Genomic DNA, 18,534 nt, shown 5'->3' with positions numbered 1-18,534 from the left:
CTCCAGCGAAGACGTGATGCGCCGGCGCGCCACGCTGTTGCAGCGCATGCACATCGACGGCCCGCTGCTGATCCTGCTGCTGATCCTGGCCGCCGGCAGCCTGTTCGTGCTGTATTCGGCCAGTGGCAAGAGCTGGGACCTGCTGGCCAAGCAAGCCACCTCGTTCGGTATCGGCCTGGTGTCGATGATCGTCATTGCCCAGCTCGAACCACGGTTCATGGCGCGCTGGGTGCCGCTGGCCTATGTGGTCGGCGTGAGCCTGTTGGTGGTGGTGGACGTGATGGGCCATAACGCCATGGGCGCCACGCGCTGGATCAACATTCCCGGGGTGATCCGCTTCCAGCCTTCGGAGTTCCTGAAGATCATCATGCCGGCGACCATCGCCTGGTACCTGTCCAAGCGCACCTTGCCGCCGCAGCTCAAGCACGTGTGTATCAGCCTGTTGCTGATCGGCATCCCGTTCATCCTGATCGTGCGCCAGCCGGACCTCGGCACTTCGCTGCTGATCCTGGCCGGTGGCGCCTTCGTGCTGTTCATGGGCGGGCTGCGCTGGCGCTGGATCCTCAGCGTGATTGCCATCGCAGTACCGGTGTCGGTGGCCATGTGGTACTTCGTGATGCACGACTACCAGAAGCAACGCATCCTGACCTTCCTCGACCCGGAGAGCGATCCGCTGGGTACCGGCTGGAACATCATCCAGTCCAAGGCCGCCATCGGCTCCGGCGGGGTATTCGGCAAGGGCTGGCTGATGGGCACCCAGTCGCACCTGGACTTCCTGCCGGAAAGCCACACCGACTTCATCATCGCCGTGATGGGCGAGGAGTTCGGCCTGGTGGGTATCTGCCTGCTGCTGTTGATCTACCTGCTGCTGATCGGCCGGGGGCTGGTCATCACCGCTCAGGCCCAGACCCTGTTCGGCAAGTTGCTGGCGGGCAGCCTGACTATGACGTTTTTTGTTTACGTTTTCGTCAACATCGGTATGGTCAGTGGCTTGTTGCCGGTCGTGGGAGTGCCGTTGCCCTTCATCAGCTACGGAGGAACTTCGCTGGTGACGCTGCTGTCAGCGTTTGGGGTCTTGATGTCGATCCATACCCACCGCAAGTGGATCGCGCAGGTTTGAATAAGGTGAAGAGTTCAATGCAAGCAATGCGTGGCTGGTCGACGCGACATGCGTGGGTCGGCCTGATCGGCTTCCTGGGCGGTGCGTCGCACGCCTTGGCCGGTGAATACGAAGGCTCGCCACAGGTGGCCGAATTCGTCGGTGAAATGACCCGCGACTACGGTTTCGCCGGCGAGCAGTTGATGGGGGTGTTCCGCGAGGCTGAACGCAAGCAGTCGATCCTCGACGCGATCTCCCGGCCCGCCGAGCGGGTCAAGCAGTGGAGCGAGTACCGGCCGATGTTCATCACCGAGGCGCGCATCGCCCGGGGCGTGGACTTCTGGCGCCAGCACGAGGCCGCCCTGGCCCGCGCCGAGCAGGAGTACGGCGTGCCGGCCCAGGTCATCGTCTCCATCATCGGCGTCGAAACCTTCTTTGGCCGCAATACCGGGAATTTCCGGGTGATCGACGCGCTGTCGACCCTGGGCTTCGATTACCCGCCGCGCGCCGAGTTCTTCCGCAAGGAACTGCGTGAGTTCCTGTTGCTGGCCCGCGAGGAGCAGGTCGATCCGCTGACTCTGAAAGGGTCGTATGCCGGGGCCATGGGCCTGCCGCAATTCATGCCCAGCAGTTTTCGCGCCTATGCTGTGGATTTCGACGGCGATGGCCACATCAATATCTGGACCAACCCGACCGATGCCATCGGCAGTGTTGCCAGCTATTTCAAGCGCCACGGCTGGGAAGCCGGCCAACCGGTGGTCAGCCGTGCCGATGTGCGTGGCGAGCAGGTGGACGAAGGCCTGAGCGAGGGCATCGAGCCGACGAAGACCGTCGGGGAGTTGCGGGCGCTGGGCTGGTCGAGTCATGATGCGCTGCGTGACGACATGCCCGTCACCGCCATGCGCCTGGAAGGCGAACAGGGCCCCGAATACTGGATGGGCCTGAAGAATTTCTACGCGATTACGCGTTATAACCGCAGTGTGATGTACGCCATGGCTGTGCATCAACTGTCTGAAGAGCTGGTCAAAGCACGGGGCGTCAAATAATGCAGGCATTGCCTACCTATCAACCCCTGAAAGCCGGGCCCCTGAAATTCGTGGCACTGGCTGCGCTGTCGCTGTTGGTCGTCAGTTGTTCGACCAGTCGCGCGCCGACCCAGAAAAACTCCACCGCTGTGCGCTCTGCGCCGGGCCTGGACATCAATCGTGCCCACAAGGACGGCGCGCCGTGGTGGGACGTGGATGTTTCGCGCATCCCGGACGCGACGCCGACCCTGCACACCGGTCCCTACAAGGCCAACCCGTATACGGTGCTGGGCAAGACCTATTTCCCGATGGCCGACTCCAAGACCTACGTCGCGTCGGGCACCGCCTCCTGGTACGGCACCAAGTTCCACGGCCAGAATACCGCCAACGGCGAGGTGTATGACCTGTACGGCATGAGCGCGGCCCACAAGACACTGCCGCTGCCCAGCTATGTACGGGTGACCAACCTGGACAACAACAAGAGCGTGATCCTGCGGGTCAATGACCGTGGGCCGTTCTATTCCGACCGGATCATCGACCTGTCGTACGCGGCGGCGAAAAAGCTCGGTTACGCTGAAATCGGCACCGCGCGGGTCAAGGTCGAGGGCATCGACCCGCAGGAATGGTGGGCCCAGCGTGGCCGTCCGGCGCCTTTGATGCTCAACGAGCCAAAAGTGGCGCAAAATGCCGCGCCGACCGTGACGGCGTCCACTGGCACGGTCGAGCAATGGACGCCACCGCCGCAGCAACACGCCGCGGCCGTAGTGCCTGTGCAGTTGGACGCAAAAAAAAACGCTTCTGCAACAGCGTCTGGCCAGTATCTGCAAGTGGGCGCGTTCGCCAACCCGGACGCTGCCGAGCTGCTCCGCTCGAAGCTGAGCTCGATGGTGAGCGCCCCGGTGTTCATCAGCTCGATCGTGCGCAACCAGCAGACACTGCATCGGGTGCGCCTGGGGCCGATCGGTTCTCCGGGTGAAGTCCAGCAGGTACAGAACAGCGTGCGCCTGGCCAATCTCGGTTCGCCGAGCCTGGTCAGCGCCGAGTGATTGATTGAAGGCCCGCTTGCGGTTGGAGCGGGTCAGGTTGTTGGCTCCATGAATAACAAAAGCCCGGCAAGGGTGTGAGTGAGCAACTTACAAACGCGGTGGCCCGTCAAGAAGGCTGCCTGTTAAGTATTGCCCTTGGGCAGTTTCCATTAGCGATTTCGAGAGACGGATGAACATTACCACCTTTGCCAAACGCCTTTGCCTGTTAGTCCCGCTGCTTCTTTCACCTGCCGCGTTCGCGGTCGAGATGATGCCGTCGCCCCCACAACTGGCGGCCAAGGCCTTTGTGCTCATGGACGCCAGCAGTGGCAATGTGCTGGTCGAGAGCAACGGTGACCAACGCCTGCCGCCGGCCAGCCTGACCAAGCTGATGACCGCCTACATCGCGACCCTGGAAATCCGTCGCGGCCAGATCGGTGAGAACGATCCGGTGACCGTCAGCGAAAACGCCTGGCGCACCGGCGGTTCGCGGATGTTCATCAAGGTTGGCTCGCAGGTGACTGTCAGCGACCTGCTGCATGGCATCATCATCCAGTCCGGCAACGATGCCAGTGTCGCCCTGGCCGAACACATCGCCGGCAGCGAAGACGCATTCGCCGACATGATGAACAAGACGGTCGCCGACCTGGGCATGACCAACAGCCACTTCATGAACCCGACCGGCCTGCCGAACCCCGAGCACTACTCGTCGGCGCACGACATGGCCGTCCTGGCACGGGCGATCATCCACGAAGACCCGGCGCACTACGCCATCTACTCCCAGAAGGAATTCTTCTGGAACGGCATCAAGCAGCCTAACCGCAACCTGCTGCTGTGGCGCGACAAGACCGTTGACGGCCTGAAGACCGGCCACACCGACGAAGCCGGTTACTGCATGGTGTCCTCTGCGGTGCGTGACGGCATGCGCCTGATCGCCGTGGTGTTCGGTACCAGCAGCGAAGTGGCCCGTGCCGCTGAAACCCAGAAGCTCTTGACCTACGGTTTCCGTTTCTTCGAAACCCAGACCTTCTACCAGAAAGGCACCGAACTGGCCCAGGCCCAGGTCTGGAAAGGCACCAGCAGCCAGGTGAAAGCCGGCTTGGCCGAAGACCTGACCATGACTCTGCCAAAAGGCCAGCTCAAGAAGCTCGCTGCCAGCATGACCCTGAACCCGCAACTGACCGCCCCCATCGCCAAGGGCGACGTGATCGGCAAGGTTGAAGTCAAACTGGAAGACAAGGTGGTGCACAGCGCCGACCTGATCGCGCTGGACGCGGTCGAGGAAGGTGGTATCTTCCGCCGCATGTGGGATAGCATCCGGCTATTCTTCTACGGCTTGTTCAACTGAATCGAAGGTTGACTGCATGGCCCCGTTCCTGTCCGGTGCGGGGCCTTGTTCGTTATCACGTCTACGAGGCCGTTACGCCATGACAGACTCAGAAGTAAAGGCGCCAAAGATCGAATTTCCCTGCAAGGACTATCCGATCAAAGTGATTGGCGACACCGGAGTGGGCTTCAAGGACAAGGTTGTTGCCATCCTTGAAAAGCACGCCACCGTTGACCTCCTGACCCTGGCCGAGCGCCAGAGCAGCAACGGCAAGTACACGACGATTCAGTTGCACATCGTTGCGACCGGCCAGGAGCAGCTGTACGACATCAATAGTGAGCTGCGGGCGACCGGCGTCGTGCACATGGTGTTGTGATGCCGGGCACGCTGGGCTTTCGCGAGCTGGGCCAAATGGCTTACGAGCCGGTCTGGCATGCCATGCAGCGCTTCACCAATGAACGAGGCAACACCGCCGAAGACGAGGTCTGGCTGGTGGAACACCCGCCGGTGTTCACCCAGGGCCAGGCCGGCAAGGCCGAGCACCTGTTGCTGCCGGGGGATATCCCGGTGGTGAAGGTCGACCGGGGCGGGCAGGTGACTTACCATGGCCCCGGCCAGTTGGTTGCCTACCTGCTGCTGGACGTGCGCAAGCTGGGGTTCGGTGTGCGCGAGCTGGTGACGCGCATGGAAACCTGCCTGATCGAGCTGCTGGCCAGCTACGGCGTAACCGCGGCGGCCAAGCCGGATGCGCCGGGTGTCTACGTCGACGGGGCGAAGATCGCCTCCCTGGGCCTGCGGATCCGCCACGGCTGTTCTTTTCACGGCCTGGCGTTGAACGTGGACATGGACCTTTCGCCGTTTCGACGGATTAATCCCTGTGGCTACGCGGGGCTGGCGATGACCCAGCTGCGCGATCACACAGGATCGATTGAATTTGCCGAGGTAAGTGCCCGGCTGCGCGCGCAGCTCGTCAAACACCTCGACTATGCTGAGCAGACGACCCTCACGGGCGGAATCGACTGATATGACTACTGATGCAGTGCAAACCATGATCCCGACGCAGGATGTTACCGAGCGTCCGGCCCCACGTGCCAAGGTCGAGGCCGGCGTCAAGCTGCGCGGCGCCGAGAAGGTTGCACGCATCCCGGTCAAGATCATCCCGACCACCGAATTGCCGAAGAAGCCGGACTGGATCCGCGTGCGCATCCCGGTGTCCCCGGAAGTCGACCGGATCAAGGCCCTGCTGCGCAAGCACAAGCTGCACAGCGTCTGCGAAGAAGCTTCCTGCCCGAACCTGGGCGAATGCTTCTCCGGCGGCACCGCGACCTTCATGATCATGGGCGACATCTGCACCCGTCGCTGCCCGTTCTGCGACGTCGGTCATGGCCGTCCGAAGCCACTGGACGTCAATGAGCCGGAAAGCCTGGCCATCGCCATCGCCGACCTCAAGCTCAAGTATGTGGTCATCACCTCGGTAGACCGTGACGACCTGCGTGACGGCGGCGCCCAGCACTTTGCCGATTGCATCCGTGAAATCCGCAAGCTGTCGCCGAACGTGCAGCTCGAGACGCTGGTGCCTGACTATCGTGGTCGCATGGACATCGCCCTGGAAATCACCGCTGCCGAGCCACCGGATGTGTTCAACCACAACCTGGAAACCGTGCCGCGCCTGTACAAGGCTGCGCGTCCGGGTTCGGACTACCAGTGGTCGTTGACCCTGTTGCAGCGCTTCAAGCAGATGATGCCGCACATTCCGACCAAGTCTGGCTTGATGCTGGGCCTGGGTGAGACTGATGAGGAAGTCATCGAGGTCATGAAGCGCATGCGTGAGCATGACATTGATATGTTGACCCTGGGTCAGTATCTGCAGCCTTCGCGCAGTCACTTGCCGGTGCAGCGGTTTGTGCATCCGGATACCTTTGCCTGGTTTGCCGAGGAAGGGTACAAGATGGGCTTCAAGAACGTGGCTTCGGGGCCGTTGGTGCGGTCTTCGTATCATGCTGATGAGCAGGCCAAGCTGGTCAAGGCGGAGTTGCTCGGGGGCTGATTTTTTTGGGTGGTGTGTATATCCGTTTTTTGCGTAACGGCGGCTGATGGTTCCGCTCTTACAGCGGGTCACTTTTGGCAAACGCCCGGAATGCCGGCCCAGCCAAAAGTAACCAAAAGGTCTTTGCCCCACCACTTGGCACCTCACTAAGGCTCGGTGTGCCCTCACTCCGGCATTGCTCCGTGGGCCCGCCGCGAAGGGCCATCCATGGCCCAGCGCGGCTATCCCGGCATCCATGCCGGGATGCCCACTACGCAATACCTGCGTTCGGCCATCGTGGTTTAACGGGGCGCCCAAGATCAAAAGCTCGCGAGGCGGCCTGACAGCCGACCTGTTTCTAACGGTTGTAACTTGTTCCAACTGTGGGAGCGAGCCTGCTCGCGATAGCGGTGTATCAGCTTGCATGATGTTGAATGTGAAATAGCCTTCGCGAGCAAGCTCGCTCCCACATTGGCCGGGGGCGAATGGAAGATCTGCGATCAAGCCCAATCCTCCTGTGGGAGCGAGCTTGCTCGCGATAGCGGTGGATCAGCTTGCACGATGTTGAATGTGAAATAGCCTTCGCGAGCAGGCTCGCTCCCACATTAGCCGGGGGGCGGATGGAAGATTTGCGATCGAGCCCAATCCTCCTGTGGGAGCGAGCCTGCTCGCGATAGCGGTGGATCAGCTTGCACGATGTTGAATGTGAAATAGCCTTCGCGAGCAGGCTCGCTCCCACATTAGCCGGGGGCGGATGGAAGATTTGCGATCGAGCCCAATCCTCCTGTGGGAGCGAGCCTGCTCGCGATAGCGGTGTATCAGCTTGAATGATGTTGAATGTGAAATAGCCTTCGCGAGCAGGCTCGCTCCCACATTAGCCGGGGGCGAATGGAAGATTTGCGATCGAGCCCAATCCTCCTGTGGGAGCGAGCCTGCTCGCGATAGCGGTGGATCAGCTTGCATGATGTTGAATGTGAAATAGTCTTCGCGAGCAAGCTCGCTCCCACATTAGCCGGGGGCGAATGGAAGATTTTTGATCGAGCCCAATCCTCCTGTGGGAGCGAGCCTGCTCGCGATAGCGGTGGATCAGCTTGCACAATGTTGAATGTGAAATAGCCTTCGCGAGCAGGCTCGCTCCCACATTGGCCGGGGGCGGATGGAAGATTTGCGATCGAGCCCAATCCTCCTGTGGGAGCGAGCCTGCTCGCGATAGCGGTGGATCAAATAGCCTTCGCGAGCAAGCCCGCTCCCACAGGCGGAACGCGTACGCTCCAAAACACAGGTCGGCTATAAGGCCGCCTCGCCCGGTTTTTGATCTGGGCGCCCCGTTAAACCACGCTGGCCGAACGCAGGTATTGCGTAGTGGGCATCCCGGCATGGATGCCGGGATAGCCGCGCTGGGCCATGGATGGCCCTTCGCGGCGGCCCACGGAGCAATGCCTGCGTTCGGGCACACCGAGCCTAGGCGAGGTGCCGAGTGGTGGGGCAAGAGCGTTTTGCTTACTTTTGCGCTTTTCAAAAGTGAGCCGCTGTAAGAGCGGAACCATAAGTGGCCGTTACCGAAGAAACGGATATACACACCACCTAGACCCCACAGGGAACCCACGAATGACCGTCCACCCCACCCAAACCCTGTGCCCCCACCACCCCGTCCCAGCCCTCCCACCCCAAGGACTGATCGGCGTAATTGCCCCCGCCGGCCCCGCCCCCCTGGACACGGACAAAGCCACACAATGGATGCGCACCCAGGGCTACGGGCTGCGGATATTCCCAGGCGTCTACGAACAGGACGGCTACCTGGCCGGCAGCGACGACACACGGCTCAACGACCTGCACGGAGCCTTCGCCGACCCTGAGGTCAACGCCATCATCTGCCTGCGCGGCGGCTACGGCACGCCACGTCTGCTGGATCGCATCGACTTCGAACTCTTGCGGCGCAACGCCAAGCCCTTCGTCGGCTACAGCGATATCACCGCACTGCACCTGGCAATCAGCCGTTACGCGGGGTTCGTCACCTTCCACGGGCCGCTGCTAAACGCCGATCTCCTGGGCGACAAGGCACCGCCGACCGTCACCTCGTTCTTCAGCCTGCTGCACGGGCAATTGAAGGCCGGCAGTGTGCTGAGTCATCCCGAAGCCTATCCATTGACCACCGTTGAGCCCGGGATCGCCCATGGACGTTTGCTGGGAGGCAACCTATCGATCATTGCTGCAACCATGGGCACGCCTTATCAGATCGATGCCGAAGGTGTGATCCTGTTCATCGAGGACGTCAACGAGCCGCTGTACCGGATCGACCGATTGCTGACCCAGCTGCGGTTGGCCGGCACATTGCAGAAGTTGCGTGGGGTCCTGGTGGGCGACGTGGCGGGGGTGGATGGCGAGGCGTTGAATCGGTTGCTCAAGCAGACCTTCGAGCCGCTGCGGATACCGGTGCTGTCCGGCTGGCGCAGCGGGCACTGCGATCCGAACCTGACGTTGCCGATGGGCGCGTTGGTGAGCCTGGATGCGGGGGAGAAGAGGTTGGTGTTGGAGCAGGATGTGGTGGTCAGTCGGTAGTTGTTGATTGAAAGTCAGCCTTCGCGAGCAGGCTCGCTCCCACAGGAAATTGCATTTCAATGTGGGAGCGAGCCTGCTCGCGAAAGCGCTAGCCGCCATGCAGCTAATCAACGCTTACGCAGATTTTCCAGCAACTGGTGCGTCGGATACCCATCCGCCGGCCAGCCGAGCGACTGCTGGGCACTGCGGATCGCTTTGCGGGTATTGGCGCCGATGATGCCGTCGGGGTTGCCGGCATCGTATTGATGCTGGCCCAGCAGCGTCTGCAGTTCGATGCGCTCGGTGCGGCTCAAGGGCAGGTCGTCTTTTGGCCACTGACCGTCTATCAACCCTGCACCGACGAAGCGCTCCGACAGCAGGCTCACCGCCAATGCATAGGACGAAGAGTTGTTGTACTTGAGAATGGCGCGGAAGTTGTCGAATACCAGGAACGCCGGTCCACGATAGCCGGCCGGCAGCAGCAGGGCGGCCGACAGGTGTTCGCTACCGGCCGGAACCTGGCCGCCATTGGGCAGGCTGACGCCCAGTTGCAGCCATTCGGACACAGGCTTGCGGATCGCGCCGTCGGCCAAGGGGTAGTTGAACCCCTCCTTCAGCCGGACCTCGAAGCCCCACGGTTGACCGCGCTGCCAGCCGGAACTTTGCAGGTAGTGCGCGGTGGAGGCCAGGGCGTCGGTAGCGCTGCCCCAAATGTCGCGGCGACCGTCGCCGTCGAAATCCACCGCATGGGTGTTGTAGGTGGTGGGAATGAACTGGGTCTGGCCCATGGCGCCGGCCCAGGAGCCGAGCATTTTTTCCGGGGCGATATCACCCTGTTGCAGAATTTGCAGGGCGGCGATCAGTTGCGCATGGGCAAAGCCCGGGCGACGGCCTTCATAGGCCAGGGTCGCCAGGGAGTTGATCACCGACTTGGTGCCCTGGAACTGACCGAAATTGCTCTCCATGCCCCATACCGCCACAAGTGCCTGGCGATCGACGCCGTAGCGCTGTTCGATGCTTTGCAGGATCTCGGCATGTTCCTGGATCAGGCTCTGGCCCTTGCGCACCCGCAGGGGCGACAGTGCGCCATCGAGGTATTCCCACACGGGCCGGGTGAATTCCGGCTGGCTGCGATCGGCCTTGATCACGCTCATGTCGGGGCTCACGCCGATAAAGGCGCGATCGAACAGGTCGGCGCGGATCCCGGCGGCCAATGCCTCCTTGCGAAACCCGGCCTGCCATTCGGCGAAGGTCTGGGTCGGCACGATGTCCAGGTTTTCACCGGTTGGCACTACCGGCGGCAGCATGGCCGGGGCGGTCACGGCTGGAACGGTCTGGAGGGGTTGGGCATCGGCGGCGGTGGGTTTTTCTGCGCAGGCGACAAGCAGCGCGAAGCTTGTGGCGGCAATCAATTGGCGCAGTGGCCAGCGGCGGGTAAGACAAAAGGGCATGCAGGGGTCCAGAAATACAAATCAGGTGCTGACCTTATCATGGGCAGGGTGCAAAGGGCTTGTCCGGATGTTTCAAGCCGCCATAAAGCAAGAAGCCTCCCAGTTGTCAGACTGGAAGGCTTCGCGGCGGTAGCTGCCTTTACCCTTGGCGGGCCGTTCCTGACGGCTGCGGAACAGGGGCTGGGCGATGATGGACTTGGCCTTGTTGGGGCCATGCCTGGATGGCTTTTTGCTCATGGCTGGATCTCTCGTGGGGGGAGTTTTGCGCGGAGAATCATGGGGCAGAGTTGGGGAGCTGTCCAGCCCCGGCGGCCTGCTTCAATTGTCAGCAAATCGGACAAAGTTGTGGCGAGGGGATTTATCCCCGCTGGGCTGCGCAGCAGACCTGAAACCTGCCACTGCGGTGCATCAGACCGTTCGAATGGGGCCGCTTCGCGCCCCAGCGGGGATAAATCCCCTCGCCACAGGGATCACTCGGCAGGCAACGCCAGCCGCTGGCCGGCCATCAGCAGGGACAGGCGACTGAGGCTCATCCATGGCGAGCCGGCCGCCTGGCCCTTGATCTGTGCGTCGATGCGCTGGGCCTCCAGCAGCAATTGTGCCCAGCGCGGCGCCGAGTAGCGTTGCAGCGCCTTGCTCATCAGTGGCTTGCGTTTGTCCCACACCGGCGGCCGGGCCTGGCTGAAGGCTTTGTCCAGCGGTACGCCCTGGCTGTATTGCAATGACAGGTTGGCCAGCAGGCGCAGCTCCCGGGCCAGGGCCCAGAGGATCACCGGCGGCTCGACGCCTTCGCCCCGCAGGCCTTCAAGCATGCGCAGGGCGTGGGCGGCTTCGCCGTTGAGGATCGCATCGGTCAGCCCGAAGACGTCGAAACGCGCGCTGTCGGCCACGGCCGCCTGTACCGTTTCCACGGTGATCTGACCGCCCTCGGCCATCAGCTTGAGCTTCTCGATTTCCTGGGCGGCGGCCAACAGGTTGCCTTCGACCCGGGCGGCGATCAGCTCCACCGCGTCCTGGCTGGCCGACAAGCCGGCCTGGGACAGGCGCTGGCGGATCCAGCTCGGCAGTTGGCTGACGTCCACCGGCCAGATCTGCACGAACTGGGTCTGCGGACCTTCGGCCAGGGCCTTGCCCCATTTGGTCTTTTGCGCGCTGCCGTCGAGTTTCGGCAGGCTGATGAGCAGCACTGTGTCCTCTGCCGGCCGTGAGCAGTACTCGATCAGCGCGGCAGCGCCCTTGTCACCGGGCTTGCCCGAGGGCAAGCGCAGTTCCAGCAAGCGTTTTTCGGCGAACAGCGACATGCTCGCCCCGGCCTGCAGCAACGTACCCCAATCGAAACTGGCGTCGGCGGCGAACACCTGGCGTTCGTCAAAGCCTTGCTGGCGGGCGGCAGAGCGGATGGCGTCGGCGGCTTCCTGGCAGAGCAGCGGATCATCGCCACTGATGACATAGACCGGCGCGAGGGCGCCTTGCAGGTGTTTGCCGAGTTGGGCGGGGGCGAGCTTCATAAGAGAAGGCATGCGGGGCGCCGGAGCGCCCCACGAAGCTTATTCAGCCGGGATTTGCATCGGTGACTGCTGCGGGGTTTCCGCCTCAGCCTTGCGTGCCGCTTCCAGCGCCTCGGCCTCAGCCTTGGCCCGGGCGTCGGCGGTCTGCTGCAACTGTTCCAGTTGAGCCGGGCTCAGCTGTTGCAGGCGCAGCATCATGCGCTGTACAAGGTCGCGGCGCATTTCGTCACGCACCTCGGTCGACTCCTGGTCGGAACCGGCGATGTTGTTGCCATCGTGCAGGTAGACCTTTTGCACCTGAAGCTTGTCGTCCAGCAGCAACAGGTTGTTCTGGCCGCGGATCTCATAGCTCAGCACGTTGTTGAGCTCGTACTCGGCCGAACGACCGGCACCGGCGTAGCTCAGGCTGCGCTGGTTCTGTAGTTCGCGGGTCAACACCAGCTTGTACGGCGCACCGCTATAGACCTTCACTCCGCTGTTTTCCAGCGTCTCGCGCAGCATCTTCACGGTGTCGCCGTAGGCGTCACGTGCGCTGAGGTCCAGTTCCTTGATGGCCAGTTCGGTGGTGCCGGTGCCGCGCAGCTGGAAGCCACAGGCGCTCAGCAGGACCGCCAGGCCCACTACCAGCAGATTACGTTTGATCATCTTGTTGCTCCCCTTGAAACCTATGGGCCGACAGTGCGGCCCCTGCAGGTCATATTCGGCGCCCGACCCGTGGCCGGGCGCCCGATCCCATTAGCTTGCGACGATGTTGACCAGTTTGCCGGGCACGACGATCACTTTACGGATCGTCAGGCCATCGACGAAGCGCAGCACGTTTTCATTGGTCCGTGCGGCAGCTTCGACTTCTTCGCGGGTTGCAGTGGCCGGCATGTCGATCTGGCCGCGCAGCTTGCCGTTGACCTGGATGACCAGGGTCAGGCTGTCCTGCACCAGCGCGCTTTCGTCCACCACCGGCCAGCCGGCATCAATCACCGGGCCAGCGTGGCCCAGCTGATTCCACAGCTCGTGGCTGATGTGCGGCGTGATCGGAGCCAGCAACAGCGTCACGGCTTCCAGACCTTCGTGAACCAGTGCGCGATCCTGTTCGGTCGCCTGTGCGGCTTTTTCCAGCACATTCATCAGCGTCATCACCTGGGCGATGGCGGTGTTGAACTTGTGATTCTGGCCGACGTCGTGGCTGGCCTGCTTGATGGCCAGGTGGATCGAGCGGCGAATGGCTTTCTGTTCGTCGTTCAGGCTTGCGACGTCCAGTTTCCCCGGCAGGCCCTGGGTGACATGGGCCTGAGCCAGACGCCAGACGCGTTTGAGGAAGCGGTGCGAACCCTCGACGCCGGAGTCGGACCATTCCGCGCTCATGTCAGGTGGCGAGGCGAACATCATGAACAGGCGGCAGGTGTCCGCGCCGAACTGGTCGATCATCGACTGAGGGTCGACGCCGTTGTTCTTCGACTTGGCCATCTTCTCGGTGCCGCCGATTTCTACCGGCAGGCCGTCTGCGATCAGTTTGGCGCTGATGACCTTGGTTTTGCTGTCGCGTTCGAGTTCGACGTCGGCCGGGTTGAACCAGGTGTAGGCACCGTTGGCTTCGCGACGATAGTAAGTCTCGGCGACCACCATGCCCTGGGTCAGCAGGTTCTTGAACGGCTCGTTGGAGCTCACCAGGCCTTCGTCACGCATCAGCTTGTGGAAGAAGCGCGCGTAGAGCAGGTGGAGGATGGCGTGTTCGATGCCGCCGATGTACTGATCCACCGGCAACCAGTGGTCGGCGGCGGATTTTTCCACCAGGCCGCCTTCATAGTGCGGCGAGGCGTAGCGGGCGTAGTACCAGGAGGACTCGACGAAGGTGTCCATGGTGTCGGTTTCACGCTTGGCCGGTGCGCCGCATTTCGGGCAGCTGCACTCGTAGAACTCGGGCATGCGGGCCAGGGGCGAACCGGCGCCGTCGGGTACGACGTCTTCCGGCAGGACCACGGGCAGTTGATCTTCCGGCACCGGCACGTCACCGCAAGCAGAGCAATGCACGATCGGGATCGGGCAACCCCAGTAACGCTGGCGGCTGATGCCCCAGTCGCGCAGGCGGAACTGGGTGCGGGAGGCGCCCAGGCTTTTCTTGATCAGGGCCACTTCGATGGCGTCGAACGCACCGGCGAAATCCAGGCCGTCGAATTCGCCGGAGTTGATCAGCTCACCGTGTTCACCGTAGGCGTCCTGCCAGGGGGCAGGGGTCTGGTCACCGGCACTGGTGCGGACCACGGTCTTGACCGGCAGGTTGTACTTGTGGGCGAATTCGAAATCGCGCTCGTCGTGGGCCGGTACCGCCATTACAGCGCCATCGCCGTAATGCATCAGGACGTAGTTGGCGACCCACACCGGGAGTTTTTCACCGGTCAGTGGGTGTTCGACGAACAGCGAGGTTGGCACGCCTTTCTTTTCCTGGGTGGCGACATCGGCTTCGGCGACGCTGCCGCCCTTGCATTCGGCAATGAATGCCTGCAACGCGGGATCGCTCTGTGCCGCCAGGGTCGCCAGATGATGCTCGGCGGCCACGGCCACATAGGTGGCGCCCATCAGGGTGTCCGGACGGGTAGTGAAGACTTTCAGGGTGCCGGCTTCGCCGATGGAGGCGACGTCGTACGGGAACTGCACTTCCATGCCCCGGGACTTGCCGATCCAGTTGCGTTGCATGGTCTTGACCTGCTCGGGCCAGCCGGTCAGTTCGTCAAGGCTCTCCAGCAGCTCATCCGCGTAGGCGGTGATCTTGAAGTAGTACATCGGGATTTCGCGCTTTTCGATCAGCGCGCCGGAACGCCAGCCGCGACCGTCGATCACTTGCTCGTTGGCCAGTACGGTCTGGTCCACCGGGTCCCAGTTCACGGTGCCGTTCTTGCGGTAGATCACGCCTTTTTCGAACAGGCGGGTGAACAGCCACTGCTCCCAGCGGTAGTAGTCGGGCTTGCAGGTGGTGACTTCGCGGGACCAGTCCACCGCCAGGCCCAGGCTGCGCAGCTGGGACTTCATGTAGGCGATGTTTTCGTAGGTCCACTTGGCAGGCGCCACGTTGTTCTTCATCGCGGCGTTTTCCGCCGGCATGCCGAAGGCGTCCCAACCCATGGGTTGCAGGACATTCTTGCCTTGCATGCGCTGGTAGCGGGAGATCACGTCGCCGATGGTGTAGTTGCGCACGTGCCCCATGTGCAGCTTGCCGCTGGGGTAAGGGAACATCGACAGGCAGTAGTAGGTTTCCTTGCCTGGCTGTTCACTGACTTCAAAGGACTTTTGCTCGTCCCAGAACGACTGGGCGGCGGCTTCGATTTCACGGGGCTGATAGTGTTCGTGCATGGCTACTTTTGTACTGAATGGGGTGGCCCAATCCTCTTCGTTGCCATGCTGGACGCAGACGACGCCGAATGCGGCGCTTTCGATGCCCAGCGGAGCTGGAAGTGGAGTTACAGGAAGCGCCGTAGCATACATGACCGCACTCCGCCGAGGGAAACCCTGATTGCGTGTCGGGCAGTGTCGACAGCCGGCGCCGCTGGGCGTTCAGGGCCGTTGGTCGCGGCGTCCTGCCGGTTTGCCCAACGAAGCTAAGCTTCTCAATGGGGAGTGAGTCTTATCTTCAATGAGGTGAGGGATGGTTGAATCACAACGAAAAGTCGCTACACCGGAGTTGTATGAAAAACTGATCGATCGTCTCGGGGTGGCCCTGGACGCTGCAAGAACCGCCGGACGCTTGCGTGATGAACGTCCGGCAGAGCTGGAGCTGCGTGGCTTGAGCCCCGCAGAGTTCGAACTGGTCAAGGCTTACCTCGAACAGGTCGGACATCAGGCCCGCACAAGCGGGGCCCAGGTACTCCAGCGTCTTGATGCGCCCCATTCGGCCAAGGTTGTCTGGCTCAAGGATCGGACGCCCGACAAGGATGCTGTAAAAGTCCGGTCACTGCAGTTCAAGTAAAGCCGGATTCACGGGTTTCGCTTCTTTGGTCCAAGCTTTTGATTCAGGCTTCTTTCGAATCTGTTGTCGCTTTGCGTCAACCCACCTAGGCTTCGGGCATCTATGGAGATGCCCGATGCCGTTTCGCTATTTCATCAAACAACTGTTACTGCCGCCCGGCATTCTTTTGCTGCTGCTGGCGCTTGCCTGGTGGTGGCGCAACTCCCGGCCGCGCCTGGCCCGGCTGTGTTTTATCGCCGGGTTGGGTGGTTTCTGGCTGATGAGCCTGCCCGTCGTGGTGCAATGGAGTGCCAGGATGCTGGAGCGTGAGCCGCCGCTGCCGAGCAGCGAGTGGGCGAGCCTGGCCCAGCGTGCCGATGCCATCGTGGTGCTGGGCGCGGGCCGCGAACGCGGTGACCGGGCCTGGGGCGCCGACCAACCCACCGGCATCGGGCTGGAGCGCCAGCGTTATGCGGCGCGGCTGGCCAAGGCGTCGGGGTTGCCCGTGCTGACCACCGGCGGCTTGCACTACGGCACGCCGCCCAGTGAGGCGAAGCTGATGGCCGATTCGCTGCGGGACGATTTCGGCGTCACCGTGCGCTGGCAAGAGGGACGCAGCCGCACCACCTGGGAAAACGCGCAGATGAGCGCCGAGATTTTGCTGCCGGAAGGGATCCGTCGTGTCGTGGTGGTAACCCAGGCGGGGCACATGCCGCGAGCGGTCTGGAGTTTCCAGCGATCCGGGTTTGAAGTGGTACCGGCGCCGGTGGGCTTCCTGGGGCAGGACAATGCCCGGCCGCTGGGCGGCTGGATGCCGGAGTTCAAGTCGATCTGGCAGTCGGGGCAGTTGATGAATGAGGCGGTGGGGTTGGTGGGGTATTGGGTGTTCTATCGTTAGCGGCTCAGAGGCGAGACTGTCCTTGTGGCGAGGGGATTTATCCCCGCTGGGGCGCGAAGCGCCCCCATTCAACCTGCCTGATACACCGCAGCGTCAGGTTTTTGGGACTGCTTCGCAGCCCAGCGGGGATAAATCCCCTCGCCACAAATGCGTTCACACAAACTTGGGGGGCGCGCGCTTCAGACCGTCTTGGCTATCCGGCTCGTCACCAACGCCCAGCCCAACAGCAACACGCACAGGATGATCAACGGCCACGAGCGCCATTGCAGGTACGGCGTCAGGTCATGCATCGGCACCACTTCGCCGTACAGGATGCCGCGTTCGAATTGCGGGATCCGCGCGGTGATCTGGCCGAAGGGGTTGATCAGGCCGGTCACGCCGTTGTTGGTGGCGCGGATCATCCAGCGGCCGGCTTCCAGGGCGCGCATCTGGGCCATCTGCAGGTGCTGCAGCGGGCCGATCGAGGTGCCGAACCAGGTGTCGTTGCTGATGGTCAGCAGCAGGTCGCTGCGCGCCGAGAGGCTGGCGGCAAACTCCGGGTACACCACTTCATAACAGATGAACGGCGCGATCTGGTAACCCTTGGCTTGCAGCAACGGCTGATCGGCCGGGCCCCGGGCGAAGTCCGACATGGGCAGGTCGAAGAAGGCGATCAGGCCGCGCAGCAGGTCCTGCAAGGGCACGTACTCACCGAACGGCACCAGTTTCTGCTTCAGGTAGGTGCCGTCACCTTCGCCGGTCACGGTGATGCCGTTGAAGTAGCGCTTTTCATGCCGCACCAGTTGGCGAATCGGCACGCCGGTGATCAGCGCCGAATGCCGCTCGGCGGCGAAGCTGCCCATCATGTCCAGGTAGCCCTGGGCAGACTCCTTGAGTACCGGGACCGCGGTTTCCGGCCAGATCAGCAGGTCGACGCGCTTGGAGGTGAAGCTCATGTCGCGGTACAGCGCCAACTGCGCGTTGAGCTGCTCCGGATCCCACTTCATGCTTTGCTCGATGTTGCCCTGGATGGCGGCGACGCTGAGCGGCTCGCCCGAGGGGCTGGTCCAGGCATGGCCCTTGAGCGCCATACCGGCCACCCACGGGCCGATCAGCAGGGCCACGCCCGCCGCGATGAAGCCTTTGCGTGCGGCGCGGAGCAAGCGGGGGGTGTTGTACAGCAGCGCGGCGGTCAGGGCCAGGGTGAAGGAAATCAGCCACATCCCACCCACCGGCGCGAGGCCAGACAGGGGGCCATCGAGCTGGCTGTAACCGGAATAGAGCCACGGGAAGCCCGTGAGGAACCAGCCGCGGAAGGCTTCCTGGCCCAGCCACAGCGCGGCGAATGCCAGGGCGTCGGCCAGCGGGGCTTCGTTGCGCCGCAGCCAGCGTGCCCAAAGCCAGGCGGGCAGGGCGAAAAACCAGGCGACAGCGGCCACGAACAGTAGCATTAACAGCCCGGCGAGCAGCACCGAGGCGCCACCGAAGTTATGGATGCTGACGTAGATCCAACTGGTGCCGGCGCCAAACAGGCCAAAGCCGAAGCACCAGCCGCGGCCCAGGGCCTGGCGCGGCGAGAGTTCGCGCAGCCCGGCATAGAACAGCCCGACCGCCAGCAATGCCAGCGGCCAGATGTCGAACGGCGCCAGGGCCAGGGTGGTGATCGCACCGGCCGCCACGGCCAGCAGGTTACCGGGCCAGCCGGGGCGGGTTATCCAGCGCAT

16 protein-coding genes are annotated in these 18,534 nt (G+C 62.7%); 10 read left to right on the top strand and 6 right to left on the bottom strand.

The features are described 5' to 3' along the window. Nucleotides 1-16 precede the first annotated feature (16 nt). The 8 genes from rodA to LOY67_RS24150 all read left to right on the top strand — a co-directional run bounded on the left by rodA (nucleotide 17) and on the right by LOY67_RS24150 (nucleotide 9,061). On the top strand, nucleotides 17-1,120 hold the full coding sequence (gene rodA / locus LOY67_RS24185) for a rod shape-determining protein RodA (protein ID WP_265067823.1): 1,104 nt from the start codon (nucleotides 17-19) through the stop codon (nucleotides 1,118-1,120). Between the two features lie 17 nt (nucleotides 1,121-1,137). Continuing rightward, nucleotides 1,138-2,145 carry a lytic murein transglycosylase B gene (gene mltB, locus LOY67_RS24180; RefSeq protein ID WP_265064758.1) on the top strand — a complete coding sequence of 336 codons (1,008 nt, stop codon included), beginning with the start codon at nucleotides 1,138-1,140 and terminating at the stop codon, nucleotides 2,143-2,145. Continuing rightward, nucleotides 2,145-3,170, top strand: a complete 1,026-nt coding sequence (locus tag LOY67_RS24175) for a septal ring lytic transglycosylase RlpA family protein (protein WP_265064757.1) — start codon at nucleotides 2,145-2,147, stop codon at nucleotides 3,168-3,170. Before mltB ends, LOY67_RS24175 begins: the two co-directional genes overlap by 1 nt. 169 nt (nucleotides 3,171-3,339) lie before the next feature. Further along, the gene (locus LOY67_RS24170) at nucleotides 3,340-4,497 is read left to right on the top strand and encodes a D-alanyl-D-alanine carboxypeptidase family protein (RefSeq protein ID WP_041024392.1); all 1,158 of its coding nucleotides are present in this window, start codon (nucleotides 3,340-3,342) and stop codon (nucleotides 4,495-4,497) included. Between the two features lie 79 nt (nucleotides 4,498-4,576). Further along, on the top strand, nucleotides 4,577-4,852 hold the full coding sequence (locus tag LOY67_RS24165) for a DUF493 domain-containing protein (protein ID WP_041024391.1): 276 nt from the start codon (nucleotides 4,577-4,579) through the stop codon (nucleotides 4,850-4,852). Beyond that, complete coding sequence (gene lipB, locus LOY67_RS24160; RefSeq protein ID WP_265064756.1) at nucleotides 4,852-5,499, top strand: lipoyl(octanoyl) transferase LipB; 648 nt, start codon at nucleotides 4,852-4,854, stop codon at nucleotides 5,497-5,499. Before LOY67_RS24165 ends, lipB begins: the two co-directional genes overlap by 1 nt. A gap of 1 nt (nucleotide 5,500) precedes the next feature. Next, nucleotides 5,501-6,523 carry a lipoyl synthase gene (gene lipA / locus LOY67_RS24155; protein ID WP_030140371.1) on the top strand — a complete coding sequence of 341 codons (1,023 nt, stop codon included), beginning with the start codon at nucleotides 5,501-5,503 and terminating at the stop codon, nucleotides 6,521-6,523. Between the two features lie 1,587 nt (nucleotides 6,524-8,110). Further along, nucleotides 8,111-9,061 (top strand): S66 peptidase family protein, encoded by a 951-nt coding sequence (locus LOY67_RS24150; protein ID WP_265064755.1) that lies wholly within the window; start codon nucleotides 8,111-8,113, stop codon nucleotides 9,059-9,061. Nucleotides 9,062-9,168: 107 nt separating this feature from the next. Here LOY67_RS24150 and LOY67_RS24145 read toward each other — a convergent pair whose 3' ends face one another. The 5 genes from LOY67_RS24145 to leuS all read right to left on the bottom strand — a co-directional run bounded on the left by LOY67_RS24145 (nucleotide 9,169) and on the right by leuS (nucleotide 15,341). Continuing rightward, nucleotides 9,169-10,491: a lytic murein transglycosylase gene (locus tag LOY67_RS24145; protein ID WP_265064754.1), complete on the bottom strand. Its 1,323-nt coding sequence runs from the start codon at nucleotides 10,489-10,491 to the stop codon at nucleotides 9,169-9,171. Between the two features lie 72 nt (nucleotides 10,492-10,563). Continuing rightward, nucleotides 10,564-10,728: an alternative ribosome rescue factor ArfA gene (gene arfA / locus LOY67_RS24140; RefSeq protein ID WP_053151769.1), complete on the bottom strand. Its 165-nt coding sequence runs from the start codon at nucleotides 10,726-10,728 to the stop codon at nucleotides 10,564-10,566. 233 nt (nucleotides 10,729-10,961) lie between these two features. Further along, entirely contained in the window at nucleotides 10,962-11,999 is a 1,038-nt protein-coding gene (holA, locus tag LOY67_RS24135; RefSeq protein ID WP_265067822.1) for a DNA polymerase III subunit delta, read from the bottom strand. A 39-nt stretch (nucleotides 12,000-12,038) separates the two neighbouring features. After that, nucleotides 12,039-12,644 (bottom strand): LPS assembly lipoprotein LptE, encoded by a 606-nt coding sequence (lptE, locus tag LOY67_RS24130; protein ID WP_265064753.1) that lies wholly within the window; start codon nucleotides 12,642-12,644, stop codon nucleotides 12,039-12,041. Nucleotides 12,645-12,734: 90 nt separating this feature from the next. Continuing rightward, a complete protein-coding gene (gene leuS / locus LOY67_RS24125; protein ID WP_265064752.1) occupies nucleotides 12,735-15,341 on the bottom strand; it encodes a leucine--tRNA ligase in 2,607 nt (868 codons plus the stop codon). Nucleotides 15,342-15,633: 292 nt separating this feature from the next. Here leuS and LOY67_RS24120 point away from each other — a divergent pair, with 292 nt between their 5' ends. Together LOY67_RS24120 and LOY67_RS24115 are read left to right on the top strand one after the other, a co-directional pair. Then, nucleotides 15,634-15,954 (top strand): hypothetical protein, encoded by a 321-nt coding sequence (locus LOY67_RS24120; RefSeq protein WP_265064751.1) that lies wholly within the window; start codon nucleotides 15,634-15,636, stop codon nucleotides 15,952-15,954. Between the two features lie 115 nt (nucleotides 15,955-16,069). Next, nucleotides 16,070-16,831, top strand: coding sequence for a YdcF family protein (locus tag LOY67_RS24115; protein ID WP_265064750.1), 762 nt, complete (start codon nucleotides 16,070-16,072; stop codon nucleotides 16,829-16,831). A 179-nt stretch (nucleotides 16,832-17,010) separates the two neighbouring features. Here the strand turns inward: LOY67_RS24115 and lnt are convergent, their stop codons facing one another. Beyond that, nucleotides 17,011-18,534 carry an apolipoprotein N-acyltransferase gene (lnt, locus tag LOY67_RS24110; RefSeq protein ID WP_265064749.1) on the bottom strand — a complete coding sequence of 508 codons (1,524 nt, stop codon included), beginning with the start codon at nucleotides 18,532-18,534 and terminating at the stop codon, nucleotides 17,011-17,013.

The sequence above is a fragment of the Pseudomonas sp. B21-056 genome, assembly GCF_026016325.1.
Classification (GTDB): domain Bacteria; phylum Pseudomonadota; class Gammaproteobacteria; order Pseudomonadales; family Pseudomonadaceae; genus Aquipseudomonas.
This window is presented reverse-complemented; position numbering and strand designations above follow the sequence as displayed.

Bases quoted from the DNA above. Each gene is read 5' to 3' on its own strand.
- rodA (WP_265067823.1), top strand. From the start codon at position 17: ATGCGCCGGCGCGCCACGCTGTTGCAGCGCATGCACATCGACGGCCCG.
- mltB (WP_265064758.1), top strand. From the start codon at position 1,138: ATGCAAGCAATGCGTGGCTGGTCGACGCGACATGCGTGGGTCGGCCTG.
- LOY67_RS24175 (WP_265064757.1), top strand. From the start codon at position 2,145: ATGCAGGCATTGCCTACCTATCAACCCCTGAAAGCCGGGCCCCTGAAA.
- LOY67_RS24170 (WP_041024392.1), top strand. From the start codon at position 3,340: ATGAACATTACCACCTTTGCCAAACGCCTTTGCCTGTTAGTCCCGCTG.
- LOY67_RS24165 (WP_041024391.1), top strand. From the start codon at position 4,577: ATGACAGACTCAGAAGTAAAGGCGCCAAAGATCGAATTTCCCTGCAAG.
- lipB (WP_265064756.1), top strand. From the start codon at position 4,852: ATGCCGGGCACGCTGGGCTTTCGCGAGCTGGGCCAAATGGCTTACGAG.
- lipA (WP_030140371.1), top strand. From the start codon at position 5,501: ATGACTACTGATGCAGTGCAAACCATGATCCCGACGCAGGATGTTACC.
- LOY67_RS24150 (WP_265064755.1), top strand. From the start codon at position 8,111: ATGACCGTCCACCCCACCCAAACCCTGTGCCCCCACCACCCCGTCCCA.
- LOY67_RS24145 (WP_265064754.1), bottom strand. From the start codon at position 10,491: ATGCCCTTTTGTCTTACCCGCCGCTGGCCACTGCGCCAATTGATTGCC.
- arfA (WP_053151769.1), bottom strand. From the start codon at position 10,728: ATGAGCAAAAAGCCATCCAGGCATGGCCCCAACAAGGCCAAGTCCATC.
- holA (WP_265067822.1), bottom strand. From the start codon at position 11,999: ATGAAGCTCGCCCCCGCCCAACTCGGCAAACACCTGCAAGGCGCCCTC.
- lptE (WP_265064753.1), bottom strand. From the start codon at position 12,644: ATGATCAAACGTAATCTGCTGGTAGTGGGCCTGGCGGTCCTGCTGAGC.
- leuS (WP_265064752.1), bottom strand. From the start codon at position 15,341: ATGCACGAACACTATCAGCCCCGTGAAATCGAAGCCGCCGCCCAGTCG.
- LOY67_RS24120 (WP_265064751.1), top strand. From the start codon at position 15,634: ATGGTTGAATCACAACGAAAAGTCGCTACACCGGAGTTGTATGAAAAA.
- LOY67_RS24115 (WP_265064750.1), top strand. From the start codon at position 16,070: ATGCCGTTTCGCTATTTCATCAAACAACTGTTACTGCCGCCCGGCATT.
- lnt (WP_265064749.1), bottom strand. From the start codon at position 18,534: ATGCGCTGGATAACCCGCCCCGGCTGGCCCGGTAACCTGCTGGCCGTG.